The organism is Polaribacter sp. (assembly GCF_039939415.1).
Classification (GTDB): domain Bacteria; phylum Bacteroidota; class Bacteroidia; order Flavobacteriales; family Flavobacteriaceae; genus Polaribacter.
Window position 1 is genome coordinate 41,440 of the sequence record NZ_JBDVJE010000069.1, and the last position, 20,679, is coordinate 62,118.

Consider the following 20,679-nt stretch of genomic DNA (forward strand, 5'->3'; position numbering starts at 1 on the left):
ATAGTGATATTAAAAATTAAAAAATATTCAAAATTAATTAGACCATTAATAATATTATTTGATTTATTAATCATAAATAGTATTATTTTCTCTCTCTCCGATAGCAATTATTGGAATATGCAATTTATTTTTTATATAATTTTCTTTTGGCTGTCAATAGCGTATTATACAAAGTTTTATAATGTTTATAGATATACTCATGTTTTAAAATTAATAACATTACTATTCTCTCAGTTTTTTGTCTTTTTGTTAGCTTTCTTTGCATATTTCACCATTTTTGAGGAGGGAGTAATTGTTAGTAAGCAATCTAATGTTGTTTTTTCTTTTATGGCAACAATTACTTCTTTTAAGTTTTTTTTCTTTTTTCTGTTAAAAAAATATAGGTTAAAAGGTAATAATTATAGAAATGTTGTTGTTTTTGGTGGAAGTAAGTCTGCTCAAAATGTTGCGGCATTATTTTTGAAAAGGAAAGATTTAGGGTATCGATTCTGTGGCTTTTTTTCAGATAAACAAAGTAGTTCTAAAAGTTTCTTGGGTTCTATAAAAGATGGTTTAGAGTACACAAAAAAAGAAAATATAGATGAAATTTATTGCGAGATTAATTCTGTCTTAAGTTTAAAATTAAAAGAAATAAGAAAGTTTTGTAATGAAAATAAGATTGAGTTTAGCTTAATTCCAGAAAATAAAGCAATTTATAGCAAAGACTTCATTCTTGAGCATTATGGAACAATACCTGTATTAAAACCCAAACAATTACCTTTTGAGAGAATTGAAACCCATATATTGAAACGGTCTTTTGATGTATTGTTTTCTTTGTTTGTATGCATTTTTTTGTTATCATGGTTGTTGCCTATATTATGGGTAATCGTTAAAGTCAACTCAAAAGGTGATTTTTTCTTTAAGCAAAAAAGAGATGGAATAAATGGGCAACAATTTTATTGTTATAAAATTAGATCGATGAAAGCAAATCATTTGTCAGATTTAGTTTCAGCTTCAAAAAATGATGATAGAGTTACCTCGGTTGGAATGTTTTTAAGAAAAACAAGTTTAGATGAATTACCTCAGTTTTTTAATGTTTTAATAGGAAACATGAGCGTAGTTGGTCCTAGACCACATATGAATATTCAAACTGAAAAATACTTAAAGGAAATTGATAACTATTTGATGAGAAATTCTGTGAAACCTGGAATTACCGGTTTGGCTCAGGTTTCCGGTTATAGAGGTGAAGTGAAAAAGAAATCTGATATTGAAAATAGGGTACGTTTAGATATTTTTTATATCGAAAATTGGTCTTTCTTTTTAGATGTTAAAATTATTTCGCAAACTGCATTAAATATAATTAAAGGACAAGAAAGTGCTTATTAGTTAATAATGAAAGAAAAAATAGACATATCAGCATCTATCGTTGTTTACAAAGAAGAAATAGATGAACTATCTAAAACGATACAATGTTTTTTAAATACGCCTATAAACAAACGGTTGTTTTTAATTGACAATACGTTAAATAAGCAGTTTGAAGGTGTATTCGATCAAAAAGATGTTGAATATATTGCAGTAGGTAAAAATATTGGCTTTGGAGCAGGCCATAATATTATTTTAAATAAAATTAAAAATTTTTCAAATTATCACTTAGTTCTAAACCCAGATGTTAGCTTTAATTCAACAGTAATACCTAATTTAATAGCAAAATTAAAAAGGCATGAAATTGTTTCGATGATAGCTCCAAAAGTATTATTTCCAAATGGTAAACACCAATATTCATGTAGAAGATATCCAAGAGTTTCTGAGTTGTTGGCAAGAAGGTTTACTTTTATAGCACCTATATTTAAATCTATAATATTTAAAGGAGAATATAAAGATAAGAACCTAAATTCTTCTTTTTTTGCAGAGTACATAGCTGGATGTTTTCATCTATATAAAACTAAAGATTTTGTTGAGTTGAAGGGGTTTGATGACCGATATTTTTTATATATGGAGGATGTAGATATCTGTAAAAAGATAAGTTCTTCAGATAAGCAGAAGCTATATTATCCTAAAGAAGAAATTACTCATGTTTTAAAACAAGGTTCTTCTAAAGACTTAAATCTATTTTTTAAACATACTACGTCTGCTATAAAATATTTTTTTAAGTGGGGAATCTAATTACCTTAATTTTTTAAAATATATTTGCAAAGACAACACAACAACACAACAAACATGAATGTACTTATTTTAGGTTCTGGAGGAAGAGAACATGCTTTTGCTTTAAAATTAAAAGAAAGCAAAAAAATTAATCAACTTTTTGTAGCTCCAGGAAACGCAGGAACCGATAAAATTGCTAAAAACATAGCAATCAATCCAACAGATTTTGAAGCAGTGAAAAAAACTGTTTTAGAAAATGACATTAAAATGGTAGTAGTTGGTCCAGAAGCTCCTTTAGTAGAAGGCGTTCATGATTTCTTTTTGGCTGATCAAGAATTGAAAAATATCCCAGTAATTGGTCCTAAAAAAGACGGAGCATTGTTAGAAGGATCTAAAGATTTCTCAAAGCAATTCATGCAAAAACATGGAGTTCCTACAGCACGTTACAAATCATTTACAAAAGAAAATTTACATGAAGGTTTTACTTTCTTAGAGACCTTAGAACCACCTTTTGTTTTAAAAGCAGATGGTTTAGCAGCAGGTAAAGGAGTGTTAATTTTAAATTCTTTAGAAGAAGCTAAAGCTGAGTTAGAAGAAATGGTTTCTAATAATAAATTCGGCGAAGCGTCATCAACAGTTGTAATTGAAGAGTTTTTAAAAGGAATAGAATTATCTGTTTTTGTGTTAACAGACGGAAAAAATTATAAAATTTTACCTTCGGCAAAAGATTATAAAAGAATTGGCGAAGGTGATACAGGTTTAAATACTGGCGGAATGGGCGCAATTTCTCCTGTGCCTTTTGCAGATAAAGCATTTTTAGATAAGGTTGAAGAGTTAGTAGTAAAACCAACAATTAATGGTTTGCAAAAAGACGGAATTGATTACAGAGGTTTTATCTTTATTGGATTGATGAATGATAATGGAAATCCATCTGTAGTTGAGTATAATGTAAGAATGGGAGATCCAGAAACAGAGGTTGTTTTACCAAGAATCGAGTCAGATTTATTTGATTTGTTTGAGGGTGTTGCCAATCAAAATTTAGGTAAAAAATCTTTTTCTGTAACCGATAAAACAGCAACAACTGTAATGTTGGTTTCTGGCGGATATCCAGAAGCGTATGAAAAAGGAAAAGAAATTACAGGTTTTGATACTGTAGATGAATCTATTGTTTTTCATGCAGGTACAACCATTAAAGATAACAAAGTGGTAACAAGTGGAGGTAGAGTTATTGCGGTAACTTCTTTCGGAAACACCATTGAAGAAGCTCTAGAAAAAAGCTATAAAAGCATCAACAAGATTCATTTCAATAAAATCAATTACAGAAAAGATATTGGTTTCGATTTAGTGTAAGCATATTTTTTTTGGGCGTTTTAACAGGCTTTCGCTACTCGCTTTTTTGTTGAAAAAACAAAAAGAGCTCAAACACGCGCTCAATCCTTAACGCACTCACTTAAAAACATATTTTTTAGCCAGAAATTTCAATTATTGTTTAAAAAATTGGTAGATTTAAATTGAATTAAAAATGAAGACTACTAATAAAAAAATAATAATTGCACCCTTAAATTGGGGTTTAGGTCATGCAACACGTTGTGTGCCTATTATAAATGCGTTGTTAGACAATAACTTTACACCAATTATAGCTTCAGATGGAAATGCTTTCAATTTTTTAAGAATAGAATTTCCAAATTTAGAATACATAAAACTCCCAGCTTATAATATTTCTTATCATAGAAATTTACAGTTGGGATTATTTTTGCAGTTTCCTAAAATTTTAAAAGCTGTAAAAGAAGAGAAAAAGCTAATCAACAGTTTTATTAAAAAGAATAAAGAGATTGTAGGTGTAATATCAGATAACAGATTTGGTGTTAGTAGTAGTTTAGTTCCATCAGTTTATATAACACATCAAATAAATGTTTTATCTGGTTTAACTACTTTTTTAACTACTTTTTTTCATCAAAAAATTATCAAAAATTTTGATGAATGTTGGATTCCTGACACTAAACATTCTGAGTTTTCAGGAAAATTATCAATTTCCAAAACAAAAATAACTGCAAAATTTATTGGAGTTTTAAGTAGGTTTAAAAAAGAGATATTCCCAGAAAATATAGATGTTTTAGTCATCATTTCGGGTGTAGAACCTAATAGAACTTTTTTGCAAGAAAAGCTAATTACAGCGTTTAAAAACGATGTTAGAAAAATAGTTTTTGTTTTAGGAAAAGTTGAAGATGAGCAAAAAGAATGGAAATCAGAAAATATTATTTTTTATAATTATTTATTGTCTCATGAGCTTCAAAAAATAATAAATTCCAGTAAAATTGTTGTTTGTAGGTCTGGTTATTCGTCAATTATGGATTTAGCTGTTTTAAATAAAAAAGCATTTTTTATACCTACAAAAGATCAACCAGAACAAGAATATTTGGCAAAATTTTTAAAAGAAAGTAATATTGCTCCTTCTTGTAAATTAGAAGATTTTAAGGCTGATAAATTATCAACAATAGCAATATCTAAAGGCTTAAGTGTAAAAGAAACTAAGTTAAATTCAAAATTATTTAGCCTTTTCCATGGTAAAAGAAAATTCTGAACCTTCTCTATAAGTGCTTTTTAAATGAATAGTTTCATTATGAGCTTCAACAATATGTTTTACAATAGATAAACCTAAGCCAGAGCCACCTTGCTCTCTAGATCTACTTTGATCTACTCTGTAAAATCGCTCAAAAAGTCGAGATAAATGTTGTTGTTGTATTCCTTCTCCATCATCAATAACTTTTATCATGTATTTGCCATTGTAATTATTAATGGCAATTGTAGTAGCACCATTTGGTTTACCGTATTTAATAGAATTTACAATGAGGTTTATTAAAACTTGCTCAATTTTTTCTATATCTCCTCTAACAAAAACAGGAGATTTATATACTTTGTCTAGTTTAAGTGTAATGTTTCTTTTTTTAGCTTTCATTTCTAACAAATCAAAGACATTTTGCACTAACTCTATAATGTTAAAAACTTTAAAATCTAGTTTTAAACCATCATTTTCTAACTTGGCAATCATGTCTAAGTCTTTTGTAACTGCAACTAATCTTTCTACGCCTTTATTTGCTCTTTCTAAATATTTGGTTCTAATTTGTTTATCATTTACAGCACCTTCTAAGAGAGTTAAAATATAACCCTGAACCGTAAATAATGGTGTTTTTAATTCATGAGCAACATTTCCTAAAAAATCTCTTCTAAAAGAATCTATTTCTGTTAAATTCTTGATCTCTAGTCTTTTTCCTTCTACAAACTTTCTCATGCTTTCAGATATTTTGTCTATATCTGTTGTAGCAGTTTTTATACGCAAATTGTCTACATTCAAAACAGAAATTTCTTCGTAAAGTTTTTTAAGACGTCTGTATATAAAGTGTTCAGTTCTGTACTGTATAATTAAAAATGATAGGCCAAAAAATAAAATAAATGATAAAACAATAGCTAAGATGCCTATATGTTTAACTAAAATAAAATAGGCTGCTATAAAAATGATAGCAGAAAGTGTTGTTAAAAATAATGCAGACCAAAGTGCATAAGAATATGTTTTTTTAATTTTCATTTCGGAAAATTTATTTATCTGAATCTTCCAAAACAAATTTATAACCTACTCCCTTTACTGTTTTAAAATGATGGTCACCTATTTTTTCTCTTAATTTTCTAATATGAACATCTATTGTTCTTCCGCCAACTACAACTTCATTACCCCAAACAGTGTCTAAAATAACGTCTCTTTTAAAGACTTTACCTGATTTAGATGTTAGTAAAGAAAACAATTCAAATTCTTTTCTGGGAAGTGCTATTTTTTTACCAGCTTTATAAACTACATATTCATCTCTATCAATAACAATATCACCAATTTTAAAGGTTTCTTCACTTTCTTGCTCAGTTTTTAATCTTCTTAGTAAAGATTTTACTTTGCTAATTAGTACTTTAGGTTTTATTGGTTTAGTAATATAATCATCTGCTCCTGCTTCAAAACCTGCAACCTGAGAATAATCTTCTCCTCTTGCAGATAAAAATGAGACAATTACATTTTCTAAAGATTTTATTTTTCTAATTTTTTCACAAGCCTCAATACCATCCATTTCTGGCATCATTATATCTAAGAGAATTAATTGCGGTACATTTTTTTTAGCAGATTTAATGGCTTCTTGCCCGTTAGAAGCTGTAAATATTTGATATCCTTCATTTTTTAAATTATATCCTACAATTTCTAAAATATCTGGTTCATCATCAACCAATAAAATCTTAATATCACTTTTATTCATAATAGATTTAAGTACTTTTGAGTATCAAAAATAGTGATTATTATACTAGAATGACAAACACTTAACAATCATTTAATGTTTTTATCAATAGTTAACATTAAAATAACTTAAAGTAAAATCAAAGTTTTTCGATTTTAACAATTTCTTAATGCTGAGTTAGTTAATTAGCCACCTAATAATTTCTTATATTTACGTAATTAATTCACTTAATATTTATTTTATGAAAAAAAATTACTTTTTTACTTTATTATTGACCTTGCTGTTTACTGGTTTAGGGTTTGGACAATCCCCAATTATCACAGCTATTGTGGATGGTGATTGTACAGGGGGAAACCCAAAATTATTAGAAATTTATGCTAAAGGTACTGTAGATTTTACATTATACTCTTTAGAAAATCAAACAAATGCTAATACAACTTGGGGCAATACACAAGATTTGTCTTCTTTTGGTACAGTTACAGATGCTTTTGTTTATGTTTCAACTTCAGGTAGTTCAGTTGGGCTAGCTTCAGATTTTCCTTCTATAAAATCTGTATTGGAAACTGGTACAATGAATCTTAATGGTGATGATAGGATTAGAATCATTCTTTCGTCTGATTCATCGGTTATTGATCAATATGGTGTCGAAGGAACTGATGGAGATGGTTCTACATGGGAATATAAAGATTCTTATGCAAAAAGGAAAAATGGAACAGGACCTGATGCTGGATTTAATGAATCTAATTGGACTTTTGGAGGTGTAAGTGCTTTAAATACTTTAGGTGTATGTCAAGGAGGTTCAGATAGTTTTGAAACATTAATTGGAGGAGTTGGAACATATACAGTTGCAGCTTCAACTACTACTACTTTAACAATTAACTCACCTAATGCAGGAGATTTAGCAAGTACAACTTCTGTAACTCCTACAATTACAATAGAAAACTTTACACTTTCAGGTGACAATGGTTCTGGAGCGAGTGATAATGCAGGAGATGGATATATTAAATCTACTTTTGAAACTCAAGGCGGTTCAACAGAAAACGCTGACTTCTTTAGTACTACTTTACCTGCTATTACTGTTGCTCCTGGGAATACTTATACATTAACTTTAGAATTAGTTGATAATGCTGGAGCATCTTTAAGTACTGTAGTTAGTGAAACTGTAACATTTTCTGTATCACATCCATGTGATTTAGAATTAGGCAGTATTTCTACTACATGTAATGCTTCAACTAGTGGTTTGGATGGTTATACAGGAACAATAGCTTTTACAGGTGGAGATACAGGAACTACTTATACAATTACTGTACCAGCAGGAGTCACTATTGGGGGTGATAACCCAGATTCTATGGCTACAGGAACTATTACTTTTTCAGGAATGACTGAAGGGACAAATGCGGAAATTAAAATTGTTGGAGGTGCAAATAGTTCATGTGATTTAACAAGAACTTTATATAGCCCTGCATGTTACCCTTTACCTATATCTGAAGATTTTACATATACAGATGGAAGTCTAATAAATAACCCATTATGGAATAATTTTAGCGGAACGTCTGGAGATTTAATGGTGTCTTCTAATCAGGTTTTAGTTCAACATGGTACACCTAGTGAAGATGCACAAATACAATTTACAGCAGTTTCTGGAAGTATTTATTATGCTATTGACTTTACAGTAGTAGATCCAAAGAGCCCAATACCGGGTACAGATAATGAATATTTTGCAATGTTTAAAGATAGTGGTTTCGGATTTACAGGACGTTTAGACATTGTTCCTCCAACGAATACAGGAGATTTTTCAGTTGGTATCGCTACAGATGCATCTACTGCAGACTCAGTATGGGCAACAGATCTTTCATATGATGTTAAGTACAGAGCAACAGTTAAATATGACCAAGATAAAAATATTGCTCAACTATGGATAGATGCAACTCTAGAAACTGAGACTTCAATTACAGGAGCGGACCTTGATGATCCAGGTCGTTCTATTGTATCTTTTGCACTTAGACAATCAGATTCTAACTTAAATGAAGGTATATTGGTTGATAACCTGAGAATTGGAACTACTTTTTCAGAAACAACTTTATCAGTTGGAAATACAGAAGTTGCAGGTTTTGCAACATATCCAAACCCAATTACAAATAAAAGATTTACAATATCTACTGCTAGTTCAGAAAGCAAGCAATTAGCTATTTTTAATGTACTTGGAAAAAAAGTGTTTTCAACTAGTTTTTCTGGTTTAAAGAAAGATATTGATGTATCTACTATAACTTCTGGAGTATATATATTAAAAGTAATAGAAGCAGGAAAAACAGCAACAAAAAAATTAGTTATCAGATAGTTTTGTCAGATTAAAAATTTTTAGAAAAGCTCCGAATTTATTTCGGAGTTTTTTATTTTTACTATCTTTAGTCAAGAAAAAGAAAAGTATTTTGCTATGAATTTGACTATCAAATTAAATGATATCCTATTTCTGGATATTGAAACTGTGCCTCAAAAAGAAAGTTGGAATCAACTTTCTAAAGAAACTCAAGAACTTTATCAAAAAAAAACAAAATATCAACGTAAAGAAGAATTTACTGCCTCAGCCTTTTACGAACGAGCAGGAATTTGGGCAGAGTTTGGTAAAATAATATGTATTTCTGTTGGTTATTTTGTTGATGTAGATAAAAGTAAACAATTGCGTTTAACCTCTTTTTTTGGTGATGATGAGCATCAACTTTTAACTGATTTTAAAGTTTTATTAGATACACATTTTGTTAAAAAGAATAATATTTTGTGTGCTCATAATGGTAAAGAATTCGATTTTCCTTTTATTGCAAGAAGAATGATTGTTCATCAAATAGAATTGCCTAAAAAACTCAATTTATTTGGAAAAAAACCATGGGAAGTTCCACATCTTGATACTTTAGAATTGTGGAAGTTTGGAGACTATAAACATTACACATCATTAAAACTCTTAACATCTATATTAGGCATTCCATCTCCAAAAGATGATATTGATGGCAGTGAAGTTGCTAATGTTTATTACAAAGAAAAAAATATACAAAGAATTGTAGATTATTGTGAAAAAGACACCATAGCTGTGGCTCAAATTTTATTACGTTTTAATAATCAAGAGTTATTAAAAAGGGAAAATATTGTAAGTATAGATTAATCTTCTAATTTCATAGAAAGTTCTAACCAACGCTCTTCTTTTTGCTCTAGAGAAGAAATAATTTCTTGCAACTCTTCAGATTTTTTTGCAATATCTTCTGGTGCAATTTCTACATTTAAAAATTGTTTTTCAATAATCTCTTTTCTTCTTTGTAACCTTTCTATATCTGCTTCTAATGCACCAAATTCTCTTTTTTCATTAAAACTCAGAGCATTTTTAGTGTTTTTTGTAATTACTTTTTCTATTGTCTTTTCTTGTTTAGTTTCTTTTAAAGCAGAAGCATCATAAGCTCTAAAGTCTGAGTAATTTCCTGGAAAGTTTTCTACAACACCTTCTCCTCTAAAAACAAATAAAGCATCTACAATTTTATCCATAAAATACCTGTCATGAGAAACAACTAAAAGGTTTCCAGGGTAATCTAGTAAGAAGTTTTCTAAGACATTTAAAGTAACTACATCTAGATCGTTTGTTGGCTCATCAAGAATTAAAAAATTTGGATTCTGAATTAAAACGGCACATAAATACAAACGTTTTTGTTCTCCTCCAGAAAGTTTTTCAATAAAATCATATTGTTTCTTTTTGTCAAACAAAAAACGTTCTAAAAGTTGTGATGCAGAAATTCTTCGCCCTTTTGTTAAAGGTATTTCTTCTCCAAATTCTTTTACAACTTCAATTACTTTTTGTCCTTCTTTAATATTAATTCCAGCCTGTGTGTAGTATCCATATTTTACAGTTTCACCAAGAATAACTTTACCAGCATCTACTGGTGCAGTTTGTGTAATAATATTTAAAAAAGAAGATTTTCCTGTTCCGTTTTTACCAATAATACCAACACGTTCACCACGTTTAAACACATAGTCAAATCCGTCTAAAATCTTTTTATTTCCAAATGATTTGTACACTTTATGTAGTTCAAGAATTTTACTTCCTAAACGCTCCATATTAATTTCTAATTGAACTTGATGGTCTTTTCTACGTTGATGTGCTTTTTCTTTAATCTTATAAAAATCATCGGTTCTAGATTTAGACTTTGTAGTTCTTGCTTTTGGTTGCTTACGCATCCAATCTAGTTCCTTTTTAAATAAACTTTTTGCCTTACTTAAGTTAGTTGCTTCTAATGCTAAGCGTTCTTCTTTATTTTGTAAATAATAAGAGTAATTGCCTTTGTATTTATAAATTTTTCCTTCATCTAATTCTAAAATCTCATTACAAACACGTTCTAAGAAATAACGATCGTGAGTAACCATAAATAAGGTAATTTTTTCTTTTGCAAAGAAAGCTTCTAGCCATTCAATCATTTCTAAATCTAAATGATTAGTTGGTTCATCTAAAATTAATAAATCTGGTTTATTAATTAAAACAATTGCTAAAGAAAGACGTTTTCTTTGTCCACCAGAAAGAGATCCAACTTTTAATGTTAAATCGTCTAATTTTAATTTTGATAAAATTTGTTTGTATTGTGTTTCAAAATCCCATGCATTGTATTGGTCCATTAAATCAAAAGCAGTTTGATAAGCATCTGAATCATCAGGGTTTTTTAACGCATTTTCATATTGATTAACAATTGATAAAATTTTGTTATCAGTAGCAAAAATGGTTTCTTCGATAGTTAAATTCGAGTCAATATTATCTTTTTGAGCTAAATAAGCAATAGAAATATCTTTTCTACTAACTACTTGTCCAGAATCAGGGACATCTAAACCTGCAATAATATTTAAGATAGAAGTTTTTCCACTTCCGTTTTTAGCTACAAAAGCAACTTTTTGATCTTTATTAATTCCAAAAGAGATATCTTCAAATAAGATGCGTTCTCCATAAGCTTTAGAAATATTTTCTACTGATAAGTAATTCACAGAAATAATTTTAGTTTTTGCAAAGAAACAAAAAACCCAAGTGTTAACTTGGGTTTTTGATGGTATTTAATTTAATTAGAATAAATTCTAAGGGGGATTTAAATTAAACCTTACTATGATGTTGTAAAAATACTACAAATACAAATACTAGTCAATCCCTGAAAACAGTGAAATTTTTACCTCACTGAAAACCGTGAGAATATTCACTGAAAACAGTGATTAAAAATGAAAAAACCCAAGCAAAAGCTTGGGTTTTAATGTTGAGTAATTTAAATAATTTTATAGTTTTACAAATTTTTCTATAATAATTTCTTCTCCATCATTAATTTCTATCAAATAAATTCCTGTTTTTAAATTAGCAATATTAATAGATTGTTTAGAAATACTACCAGATTTTATAGTTTTACCTGTAATATCTATAATTCTAAAACTATTATCTCCTTCTGTAGCTAATCTTACATTTAATAAGTCTTTAGCAGGATTAGGATACATTTTAAAAGTGTTAATAGTATTAACAGAATAAGTAGTATATAAATTAGTGTTATTTGCAACCGTATTTGTAAGACTAATGTTATCTAATGCAATATCTGCTTGCCAAGTACTTCCTGTAACTCTATTAAATCTTAACTGAACAGTGCTACCTAAGTATGAAGAAAGATCTACACTTGCAGATAACCAAGAGTTTCCTAGGTTTCCAGATTGACTCCATATACTTGTCCATGTTGCTCCATTATCATTACTAGCTTCTAAAGCTATAGTTCCCATGTCTGTAGCTCCATACATATGATAATCAAAATTAAAAGATGCTACTGTTAATCCAGATAAATCAAAACAAGGAGAGTTAATAATGGCTTGTTTTGTAGGATAACCTGTTCCGTTTCCAGAAGCTTCAACAAAAATGTAGTAAGTTCCTTGATTAGCAGAATCAGGACCAGTATTGCTAGAAGGAGTTCCACTTGAGTTTACAGACCAATCAATATCATCTGATGAAGATTGACTCCAAGAACCAAATGTGTTTTCAAAACCTTGTGTATAAGGGAATGAAGTTATTTCTGCTGTACATCCATTTCCTGTGCTACCTCCGTTTGTAATTTGAATATTGTCTAAAGCAATATCTGCTTGCCAAGTGCTTCCAGTAACTCTATTAAAACGTAATTGTATGCTACCTCCAACATATGCATTTAAATTAACACTTGCAGTTAACCAAGAATTACCTTTATTTCCAGATTCATTCCAGATGCTAGCCCAAGAAGTACCATTATCTGAACTGATTTCTAAGGCAATAGTTCCCATGTCTGTAGCCCCGTACATATGATAGTTGAAAGAAAAAGTAGCTTCTGTTTCGTTAGATAAATCATAACAAGGAGAATTAATAATTGCTTGTTTTGTAGGGTAACCTGTTCCATCTCCAGAAGCTTCTACAAAAATATAATAAGTGCCTTGGTTTGCAGAACTAGGTCCAGTACTACTAGAAGGGGTTGTACCTGAATTTATTGTCCAATCAATATCATCTGCTGCTGATTGAGTCCATGCTCCTAAAGTATTTTCAAAACCTTCATTATAAGGAAAAGTTGAAACACCATTTGTACAGCCACTTGTACTAACATTATTTACATTTACAGTTCTTGAAACTTGGGTTGCTGGGTTTCCTGCAGTATCACTTACATTGTAGTTTATAACATATGTTCCTGCTAAAGTTGTGTTTACAGATCCTGTTATAACAATACTTGAAGTTAAATTTCCATCTACATTATCAGTTGCAGTTGCTCCTAATTCATTGTATGTATCACCAACATTTAAATTTATTATTGACGCTCCATTTAATGTGATTACTGGTGCTATTGTATCTGGTCCTGAAGATGCAATTACAACTGTATAATCTTCTGTTTCTCCATAATCATATGAGCCACATGAAGAAGGTATTGTATTGTATTGCATAACAACACGCATTGTGGTTGCTCCTGAAATTGCAGAAGTAGGTACAGTAAAAGTTCCACTTACTGGTGTAGTTTGTGAAGCTGTATTTGTCCAAACAGTTTCTCCACTATCAGCAAAATCTCCATCTTTATTATAATCAATAAACACAGCATATCCTTCATCATATTGAGTTCCTGTCCAAGTTGGAGTAATTATAATAGTTTCTGAAACACCTTTTGTAAGATTTGTAGATTGAGATGTGTAATCTGCATATCCACTGCTAGATGCACCTGTTGTATTGTTAATACTTCCCATTGTTACATTACTAATATATTCATCAGCAACACTATTGCTATTAGAATCACAATAGTTTAATTGAAGTTCTGTAGTTGTAAAGTTTGCAGTAGAACTATAAGCAGAGTTGCTTGAGGTACATTTACTACGAACTTGAACTTCGTATGAAGTAGTTAGCGATAATCCACTTAAAACAGTAGAACTTCCAGTAACAGTATTAGTTGTCCAAGAAGTTGTTCCTGAAACCCTATATCTCACGTCATAAGTTGCAGCAGGAACAGTATCCCAAGAAATAGTCGCTTCTGTATCAGATACATTAGTAGCCACTAAATTTGTTGGAGTTGTAGCGTTACAAACTACAGGAGTTGATGACAAACCAGTTACTATTAAAGAAAAGTTTTGACTTCCTCCGGTTAAAGTTCCTTTGTGAGTTACGGTAATTGTATATGTTCCTGAAGCTCCAGAGATATCTACTCTTTCATAAGGATCTACTTCATTGTCTTGTTGAGCACTTGTTGTAGCTCCTGTTAATCTATAAGGGAAATATGTTGAACTACCTTTAGAAACTCTTATATCTAAATCATTTACTAAAACAGGTGTTGTTAAATTTACAGTTCCTGTATTAGCTGTTCCAGCTCTATCTGTCCAAGAAATAGATGCTAATAAATCATTAACACCATCAGAATCTACAGTAATTGTATAAGTTTGACCTGATGTTAATGTTAATTCTTCAATTTTAGCTTCATTTCCATTTTGGGTAATTGCTTCAGCTGCAGCTTTAGTATTCATTAATCCCCATCCAAAGACTGCATCAGGGCCAGAAACTCCAGAGTCATCAGCAGTGTGAAGTGCTAATCCTTTTAAAGTTGCTGCTTTCATAAAAGAGCCATTTATATTATTAGCGTGTTGTTGCAATAATATTAATGATCCAGCTACATTTGGAGAAGCCATTGATGTACCTGAAATTGAAGCGTATTCGGTGTTACTAGACTCATATGTAGAATATACAGAAACGCCATTACCAGCAATATCTGGCTTAATACGGAAGTCATCAGTTGGTCCTTCACTACTAAAAGTAGCAATTGTAGTGCTTATTAAGTTTCCATTTGCATCTACATTTGCATCATTTGCTGCTGCAACTACTAAGTTATTTTTTGATGTTGAATGACCTGTTAATTTATCAAATCCAGAACCTCCTGTTGGGTTTGTATTCGCTGTGTCATCTGTACCGTCATTACCAGCTGCAACTACCATTAAATAATTTGGTGCATTAAACATAATTTCGTCCCAGTCTCTAGAGTCTTCTATGTAACCACCAAAATAATATTGAGGTAATTGTACTTGACCAGCACTGTTTCTTGCGGCATAACCATAAGAGTGATTGGAAATTAGCATACCATTTGCAGCAGCTGTAGTAGCTTCAGCAAGGTCACTGTTCCAGTCATATCCTATTGCTTGAGCGTGAGAAGCCATACCTTTTGCATTGGCAACTACTCCAGAAGCTATAATTGTTCCTGTTACATGAGCAGAGTGGTAATTTAAAGAACCTGAATCTCCAGAAGAAAACCTATTATTTCCTCCAGCTCCATCATATTCTTGATGAGATGCTCTTGCAATTCCTCCATCCCAAACATAAGCAGTCATATTTTGTCCATCTAAGTTTAAACCTAGAGAGCCACCAGAGTTTACATGATCTACTCTAGTAGATTTTGCAGCAGCAACATTAAATGTTGTATAATAAATTGGTTTTCCGTTTACTACTTTCTGTAGTTCTAGTAATTGTCCTTTTTTGTTTGTGAATTTAACCTTCCATCCTTTTTCTTTTGCAATATTGGTTGCATTTAGTTTTTCAAATGAAGCTTTTTCTTTGAAATTCTTCTTTAAAGTAGTTAATTTTTCTTGATTGTACTTGCCACGAATTTTTTTTAACTCGGTTTTCTTTTGGGCATGTAAGTTAAAGTTGAATGCGAAAAAAACTCCTATAATAAGAAGTTTGTTGAGGTAACTTTTTTTCATTTTTTTTGTGGTTTTTAATTATTGATTATTTGAATTATTTTTTATCGATTTTTTTTTGAAAAGTCAAAACGATGAGACTTAAATGATGTGTGAGTTATAATTTAGAACCAATAAATTGCTTGATAATTTTAAGGTTATAATTATAAAATATTTTATTTTAAAGTTAAATAATGTTAATTGAGTGAATTATTCTTTACAAAAATATGTTTTTATTATCAATATCGCAATCACTGAAAACAGTGAAATTTTTGTATCACTGAAAATGGTTAGAAGTCTCACTGTTTTCAGTGAGGTGTGAATTATTTTTTATTATGTTCTAATTTCTTGGTATTCTTATTTAATACTATATTGCGTATTATATATTTATAGATAAAAAAACTTATGAAAATAATAGTGCCAATGGCAGGGATTGGGTCTCGTTTAAGACCACATACTTTAACAGTTCCTAAACCTTTAACAGTAATTGCAGGGAAACCAATTGTACAGCGTTTAGTCGAGGATATTACCTCTGTTGTGAATCAGAAAATAGAAGAAATTGCTTTTATTATTGGTCCTGCAGCTAAAGGATTTCCAGCAAATACTTCAGATAAATTAATTAAAATTGCTGAAGAACTAGGTGCTAAAGGTTCTGTATATGTGCAAGAAGAAGCTCTAGGAACGGCTCATGCTATTTTTTGTGCTAAAGAATCTTTATCTGGACCTTGTGTAGTTGCTTTTGCAGATACTTTATTTAAAGCCGATTTTACCTTAGATGCGAATGCAGATGGAGCAATTTGGGTTAAACAAGTAGAAGATCCAAGCGCTTTTGGTGTTGTAAAATTAAATGATGGTTATATTACAGATTTTGTTGAGAAGCCTAAAGATTTTGTTTCTGATTTAGCTATTATTGGTATTTATTATTTTAAAGATGGAGATAAAGTTAGAAATGAAATTCAATATTTAATTGATAATAATCTTCGTGAAAACGGAGAGTTTCAATTAACAAATGTTTTAGAGTCTTTAAAACAACAAGGAGCAAAATTTATTCCAGGAACAGTAAATGCATGGATGGATTGTGGTAAAAAAGATCCAACTGTAGATACTAATAAACAGGTTTTAGGTTTTGAAAATGAGGCAGGTAATAATTTAGTTGCTAAAGATGTTGTTTTAGAAAATTCAGAAATTATTCAACCTTGTTTTATTGGAGAAAATGTTGTTTTAAAAAACACAAAAATTGGTCCTTATGTGTCTATTGGTGCTAATAGTGTTGTAGAAAATTCTAGTATTATAAATTCTTTAATACAATCTAATGTAGAAATTTCTAATGCAGATTTAGACAATGCAATGATTGGAAATTATGCAAAATATAATGGAAAATTTACTTCTGTGAGTATTGGAGATTATACAGAGTTAACTTAAATGAATAACAGAATTAAGATAAATAATAGAAGAGAAAAGAGAAAAACTCATAAGTATATGTTTTTTCTCTTTTCTCTTTTCTTTGTACTTTTTTCTTTGAACACTTTTTCTCAAGATAGTATTCTTATAGCAGAAGATTTAACTGAAGAAAAAGAATTAAGATTTCAGCAATTTTTTTTCAAAGCTTTATCAGAAAAATCTATAGAAAACTATCAAAAAGCTATTGAAAATTTAGAGAGTTGTAATCAAATTTTATCGAACGAAGTAGCTGTTTTTTTCGAGTTTTCTAAAAATTATTTACAACTTAATAAAACCTTATTAGCAAAGGAATATATTAATAGAGCCTTAGTAAATGAGCCTAAAAATATATGGATGTTAAAACATTTAGTTAAAGTTAATGTAAAAGAAAGAGATTTTTCTGAAGCAATATCTATTCAGAAAAAAACAGTTGCTATCAATATTAAAGAAAGAGAATTTCTTTTAAAATTATATTTAAGAAACAGAGATTATAAGAATGCTGTTTTGTTAATGAATGTAATGGAACAAGATAATGCTTTGTCATCAAATTTTAAAAACTTAAAAAGTACTTTAGAAAAAAAGGTAAATAAGAAGTTTGTAAAGCAAGAAAAGAAAAGCAATTCTGGTTCTTTAATAGAACAATTTAAAACAAATAAGTCGTACAATATCTTAAAAAAAATATTAGAAGTTTCTATTGATAATTCTGCACAACTTTTAAAATATTCTACAGAAGGAATAGAACTTTTTCCTGCGCAACCCTTTGTTTATTTAATGAATGCTAAAGCATTAAATTATCAGAAAAGTTATAAAAAAGCGTTATTAAGTTTACAAAACGGTATCGATTTTGTAATAGATGATGAAATGGAAGCAAATTTTTATACCCAAATGGCAATTTCTTATAATGGTTTGGGTAATTTTAAAGATGAAAAAAAGTTTAGAGAGAAATCTAAAAAATTAAAAAATTAAGAATGAAATTTATAAAGTATTTTATTGTTTTTACTATTATTTTTGCATCTTGTAAATCGAATAAAAATGTAATAAGCAAAAACATAATTGCCAAAAAAATGTCGGCTAAAAAAGTAGCAAGAAAGCATATTGCATCTAATTTTAATAAGAAAACAGTAGATGCAAAACTAAAAGCTAATTTTAATAACGGTAAGATTAAACAAGCTTTTTCTGTTAGCTTTAAAATGAAAAAAGATGAGGTAATTTGGTTAAAAGGCACTAAATTTATAACGCTTTTTAAAGCAAAAATTACACCTAATTCTGTTCGGTTTTATTCTTCTTTGAATAAGAAATATTTTGATGGAGATTTTTCTATGCTTCAAAAATTATTAGGAACAGATATTAATTTTTTACAGCTTCAAAATTTATTGTTAGGGCAATCTATTATGAATGTAAAAGAAGAAAAACAAAATATTATAATTAAAGATAATTCTTATGTTTTAACACCAGAAAATCAATCTCATTTATTTGATGTTTTCTTTGCAGTAAATCCTTCTCATTTTAAGTTAGATAAGCAATCTGTTGTAAATTCATTAAAAAATCAGCGTTTAGATGTTTTATATCCATCTTATAGAGTGTTAGATGAAGCTGTTTTTCCATCAGAAATAAAAATAAAAGCAAAACAACCAAGTAAGTTTACAAATATAGATTTTGTTTTAAAATCGGTTGTTTTTAATACAGAAATTAATACTTCATTTTCTATTCCTAAAGGTTACAAGCAAATAAAAATATAGTGAAAAGAAAAAAGTACTACATATCCGTTTTAATTTTTTTTATAAGTGTTTTTTCTGTTTTTGGTCAAACAAGAAAGCAGTTAGAAGCACAGCGTAAAAAACTAAATAAAGAAATTAAACAGGTAAACACATTACTTTTTAATGAAAAGAAGAAAGAAAAAAATGCTTTAGAGAACCTAAAAGATATTAATAAAAAGATAGAAGTTAGAGCTCAATTAATTTCTACAATTAATGCTGAAGCAAAAATTTTATCGAAAGAAATTAATAGAAACCAAAAAGAGCTTGCAAAATTAAATAAGAATATAACTGATTTAAAAAAAGATTATGCAGATATGATTTTTAAATCATACAAAAGTAAATCTCAACAAAGTAGAACAATGTTTTTGCTTTCTTCTCAGAATTTTTACCAAGCTTATAAAAGGCTAGAGTATATGAAACAATATACTTCTTTTAGAAAAAAACAAGGAGAAGAAATTATTGTAAAAACCAATGTTGTAAAAAGATTAAACGATTCTTTACTCTATCAAAAAACACAAAAAGATACATTAATCTTATCAGAAAAGCATCAGAAAAAGCAGATTGAAGATGATAGAAAAAACCAAGAGCAATTAATTACTACTATTAAGAAAAAAGAGAGTAAGTATAAAAAATCACTGCAAAGTAAAATTAAAGAAGAAAAAAGAGTTACCGCTAAAATTGATAAAATAATTCGAGATGAAATTGCACGTGCAAATAGAATTGCAGCAGCAAAACTAAAGTTAAAGAACAAACCAAAAACAGTTAAGAAAAACGAGTTTATTTTAAGTCCTGAAGCAAAAGCATTAGCTGTAAAGTTTGAGTTAAATAAAGGGAAATTGCCTTGGCCAGTAAGTAAAGGAATTGTTGTAAGAAAATTTGGTAAGCAACCTCATCCTACATTTCCTGGAATTACTGTAAATGGTACAGGTTTGCATATTGTTACGAGTAAAGGAATGAATGCAGAAGCTATTTTTAATGGAAAAGTACTAAACGTTTTAATGAGTTCTGAGGGAAGAAAAAATGTACTTATTCAGCACGGAAATTATATTTCATCATACAATAATTTAGAAATAACTTATGTTAAAAAAGGAGATGTAATTAAAACTGGACAAAAAATAGGTAAAATATTTACAGATAAAGTTTCTAAAAAGACAAAGTTAATATTTGTGCTTTTTAAAAATACTACACGTTTAAATCCTTCTTCCTGGATTTTAAGAAGATAAATTAATTTTCTGGTTGAGGAAAATATTTAATATTTTTTTGAAGAATAACTGCATTAGGCATTGTTATTAATTCTTTTTCTGGTGTTCTTAATGTGATAAAAAAGGCACCAATATCTCTAATTTCTCCTGTTATATTATTGTCTTTTTCTAAAATTGTAATAGAGTCTCCAATTTTTACAGGGTAGTTTATATATAATATAATACCAGCTGTAATATTAGATAGAATAGACCATTGTGCAAAAAAAGCAATACCTAAGATTGTTAAAAAAGAAGATACATAAACAAGTAATTGTTTTTCATCTACACCCCAAATAAAAGAAACAACAACAATTACAGTAATATAAATTAGTATGGTAATTATTTTATTTGTAACAACTATTCTTGCTTTTTGAAAGCCAAATTTTGTTTGAATTTTTTTTAAAGAATTTGTAATTAATAGGCGAATAAAAAATGCAGATACGATAATAATAACTGAATATATAATTTTGTATTCATATAGCTCCATAATTTATAATTAATTAACGTGAGTTCGACGTAAGATATTTAAAAAATAAGCAATAAAAAGCAGAATATTTTGTAAATTAAAGTACTGAATTTCAATTTACTAATAAATATTCTGCTTATGATTTCTGATGATAAAATTATAGAAATTTTCTG

The 20,679-nt window shown here is 29.1% G+C and carries 15 protein-coding genes; 10 read left to right on the forward strand and 5 right to left on the reverse strand.

All coding sequences use genetic code 11. The features are described from left to right. Positions 1-3 precede the first annotated feature (3 nt). From ABJG40_RS11300 to ABJG40_RS11315, 4 genes are all read left to right on the forward strand, one after another. Positions 4-1,365, forward strand: a complete 1,362-nt coding sequence (locus tag ABJG40_RS11300) for an exopolysaccharide biosynthesis polyprenyl glycosylphosphotransferase (protein ID WP_348024686.1) — start codon at positions 4-6, stop codon at positions 1,363-1,365. 6 nt (positions 1,366-1,371) lie between these two features. Further along, on the forward strand, positions 1,372-2,142 hold the full coding sequence (locus ABJG40_RS11305) for a glycosyl transferase family 2 (RefSeq protein WP_348024687.1): 771 nt from the start codon (positions 1,372-1,374) through the stop codon (positions 2,140-2,142). Between the two features lie 54 nt (positions 2,143-2,196). Then, the gene (gene purD, locus ABJG40_RS11310; protein WP_348024688.1) at positions 2,197-3,471 is read left to right on the forward strand and encodes a phosphoribosylamine--glycine ligase; all 1,275 of its coding nucleotides are present in this window, start codon (positions 2,197-2,199) and stop codon (positions 3,469-3,471) included. Positions 3,472-3,643: 172 nt separating this feature from the next. Beyond that, positions 3,644-4,702, forward strand: coding sequence for a glycosyltransferase (locus ABJG40_RS11315; protein WP_348024689.1), 1,059 nt, complete (start codon positions 3,644-3,646; stop codon positions 4,700-4,702). On the opposite strand, the gene ABJG40_RS11320 is transcribed toward ABJG40_RS11315, so the two are convergent. Continuing rightward, positions 4,667-5,704 carry an ATP-binding protein gene (locus tag ABJG40_RS11320; RefSeq protein WP_348024690.1) on the reverse strand — a complete coding sequence of 346 codons (1,038 nt, stop codon included), beginning with the start codon at positions 5,702-5,704 and terminating at the stop codon, positions 4,667-4,669. The genes ABJG40_RS11315 and ABJG40_RS11320 overlap by 36 nt on opposite strands. A 10-nt stretch (positions 5,705-5,714) precedes the next feature. After that, the gene (locus ABJG40_RS11325) at positions 5,715-6,413 is read right to left on the reverse strand and encodes a response regulator transcription factor (RefSeq protein WP_348024691.1); all 699 of its coding nucleotides are present in this window, start codon (positions 6,411-6,413) and stop codon (positions 5,715-5,717) included. 220 nt (positions 6,414-6,633) lie between these two features. Between ABJG40_RS11325 and ABJG40_RS11330 the strand changes: the two genes are divergently transcribed. Both ABJG40_RS11330 and ABJG40_RS11335 read left to right on the forward strand, forming a co-directional pair. After that, positions 6,634-8,730: a T9SS type A sorting domain-containing protein gene (locus ABJG40_RS11330; protein WP_348024692.1), complete on the forward strand. Its 2,097-nt coding sequence runs from the start codon at positions 6,634-6,636 to the stop codon at positions 8,728-8,730. Positions 8,731-8,826: 96 nt separating this feature from the next. After that, on the forward strand, positions 8,827-9,546 hold the full coding sequence (locus tag ABJG40_RS11335) for a 3'-5' exonuclease (RefSeq protein ID WP_348024693.1): 720 nt from the start codon (positions 8,827-8,829) through the stop codon (positions 9,544-9,546). Here the strand turns inward: ABJG40_RS11335 and ABJG40_RS11340 are convergent. Then, entirely contained in the window at positions 9,543-11,399 is a 1,857-nt protein-coding gene (locus tag ABJG40_RS11340; RefSeq protein ID WP_348024694.1) for an ABC-F family ATP-binding cassette domain-containing protein, read from the reverse strand. The genes ABJG40_RS11335 and ABJG40_RS11340 overlap by 4 nt on opposite strands. A gap of 279 nt (positions 11,400-11,678) precedes the next feature. Further along, positions 11,679-15,626 carry a S8 family serine peptidase gene (locus tag ABJG40_RS11345; RefSeq protein WP_348024695.1) on the reverse strand — a complete coding sequence of 1,316 codons (3,948 nt, stop codon included), beginning with the start codon at positions 15,624-15,626 and terminating at the stop codon, positions 11,679-11,681. Positions 15,627-16,007: 381 nt separating this feature from the next. On the opposite strand from ABJG40_RS11345, the gene ABJG40_RS11350 reads away from it, so the two are divergent. The 4 genes from ABJG40_RS11350 (at position 16,008) to ABJG40_RS11365 (ending at position 20,022) form a co-directional block, all read left to right on the forward strand. Then, entirely contained in the window at positions 16,008-17,024 is a 1,017-nt protein-coding gene (locus ABJG40_RS11350; RefSeq protein ID WP_348024696.1) for a sugar phosphate nucleotidyltransferase, read from the forward strand. A gap of 96 nt (positions 17,025-17,120) precedes the next feature. Continuing rightward, entirely contained in the window at positions 17,121-18,008 is an 888-nt protein-coding gene (locus tag ABJG40_RS11355) for a hypothetical protein (RefSeq protein ID WP_348024697.1), read from the forward strand. A gap of 2 nt (positions 18,009-18,010) precedes the next feature. Then, positions 18,011-18,781, forward strand: a complete 771-nt coding sequence (locus ABJG40_RS11360) for a DUF4292 domain-containing protein (protein ID WP_348024698.1) — start codon at positions 18,011-18,013, stop codon at positions 18,779-18,781. Then, complete coding sequence (locus ABJG40_RS11365; protein ID WP_348024699.1) at positions 18,781-20,022, forward strand: peptidoglycan DD-metalloendopeptidase family protein; 1,242 nt, start codon at positions 18,781-18,783, stop codon at positions 20,020-20,022. The genes ABJG40_RS11360 and ABJG40_RS11365 overlap by 1 nt, the downstream gene beginning before the upstream one ends. A 1-nt stretch (position 20,023) precedes the next feature. Here the strand turns inward: ABJG40_RS11365 and ABJG40_RS11370 are convergent, their stop codons facing one another. Beyond that, complete coding sequence (locus ABJG40_RS11370; protein WP_348024700.1) at positions 20,024-20,527, reverse strand: mechanosensitive ion channel domain-containing protein; 504 nt, start codon at positions 20,525-20,527, stop codon at positions 20,024-20,026. Positions 20,528-20,679: the final 152 nt, after the last annotated feature.

Bases quoted from the DNA above. Each gene is read 5' to 3' on its own strand.
- ABJG40_RS11305 (WP_348024687.1), top strand. From the start codon at position 1,372: ATGAAAGAAAAAATAGACATATCAGCATCTATCGTTGTTTACAAAGAA.
- purD (WP_348024688.1), top strand. From the start codon at position 2,197: ATGAATGTACTTATTTTAGGTTCTGGAGGAAGAGAACATGCTTTTGCT.
- ABJG40_RS11315 (WP_348024689.1), top strand. From the start codon at position 3,644: ATGAAGACTACTAATAAAAAAATAATAATTGCACCCTTAAATTGGGGT.
- ABJG40_RS11320 (WP_348024690.1), bottom strand. From the start codon at position 5,704: ATGAAAATTAAAAAAACATATTCTTATGCACTTTGGTCTGCATTATTT.
- ABJG40_RS11325 (WP_348024691.1), bottom strand. From the start codon at position 6,413: ATGAATAAAAGTGATATTAAGATTTTATTGGTTGATGATGAACCAGAT.
- ABJG40_RS11330 (WP_348024692.1), top strand. From the start codon at position 6,634: ATGAAAAAAAATTACTTTTTTACTTTATTATTGACCTTGCTGTTTACT.
- ABJG40_RS11335 (WP_348024693.1), top strand. From the start codon at position 8,827: ATGAATTTGACTATCAAATTAAATGATATCCTATTTCTGGATATTGAA.
- ABJG40_RS11345 (WP_348024695.1), bottom strand. From the start codon at position 15,626: ATGAAAAAAAGTTACCTCAACAAACTTCTTATTATAGGAGTTTTTTTC.
- ABJG40_RS11350 (WP_348024696.1), top strand. From the start codon at position 16,008: ATGAAAATAATAGTGCCAATGGCAGGGATTGGGTCTCGTTTAAGACCA.
- ABJG40_RS11360 (WP_348024698.1), top strand. From the start codon at position 18,011: ATGAAATTTATAAAGTATTTTATTGTTTTTACTATTATTTTTGCATCT.
- ABJG40_RS11370 (WP_348024700.1), bottom strand. From the start codon at position 20,527: ATGGAGCTATATGAATACAAAATTATATATTCAGTTATTATTATCGTA.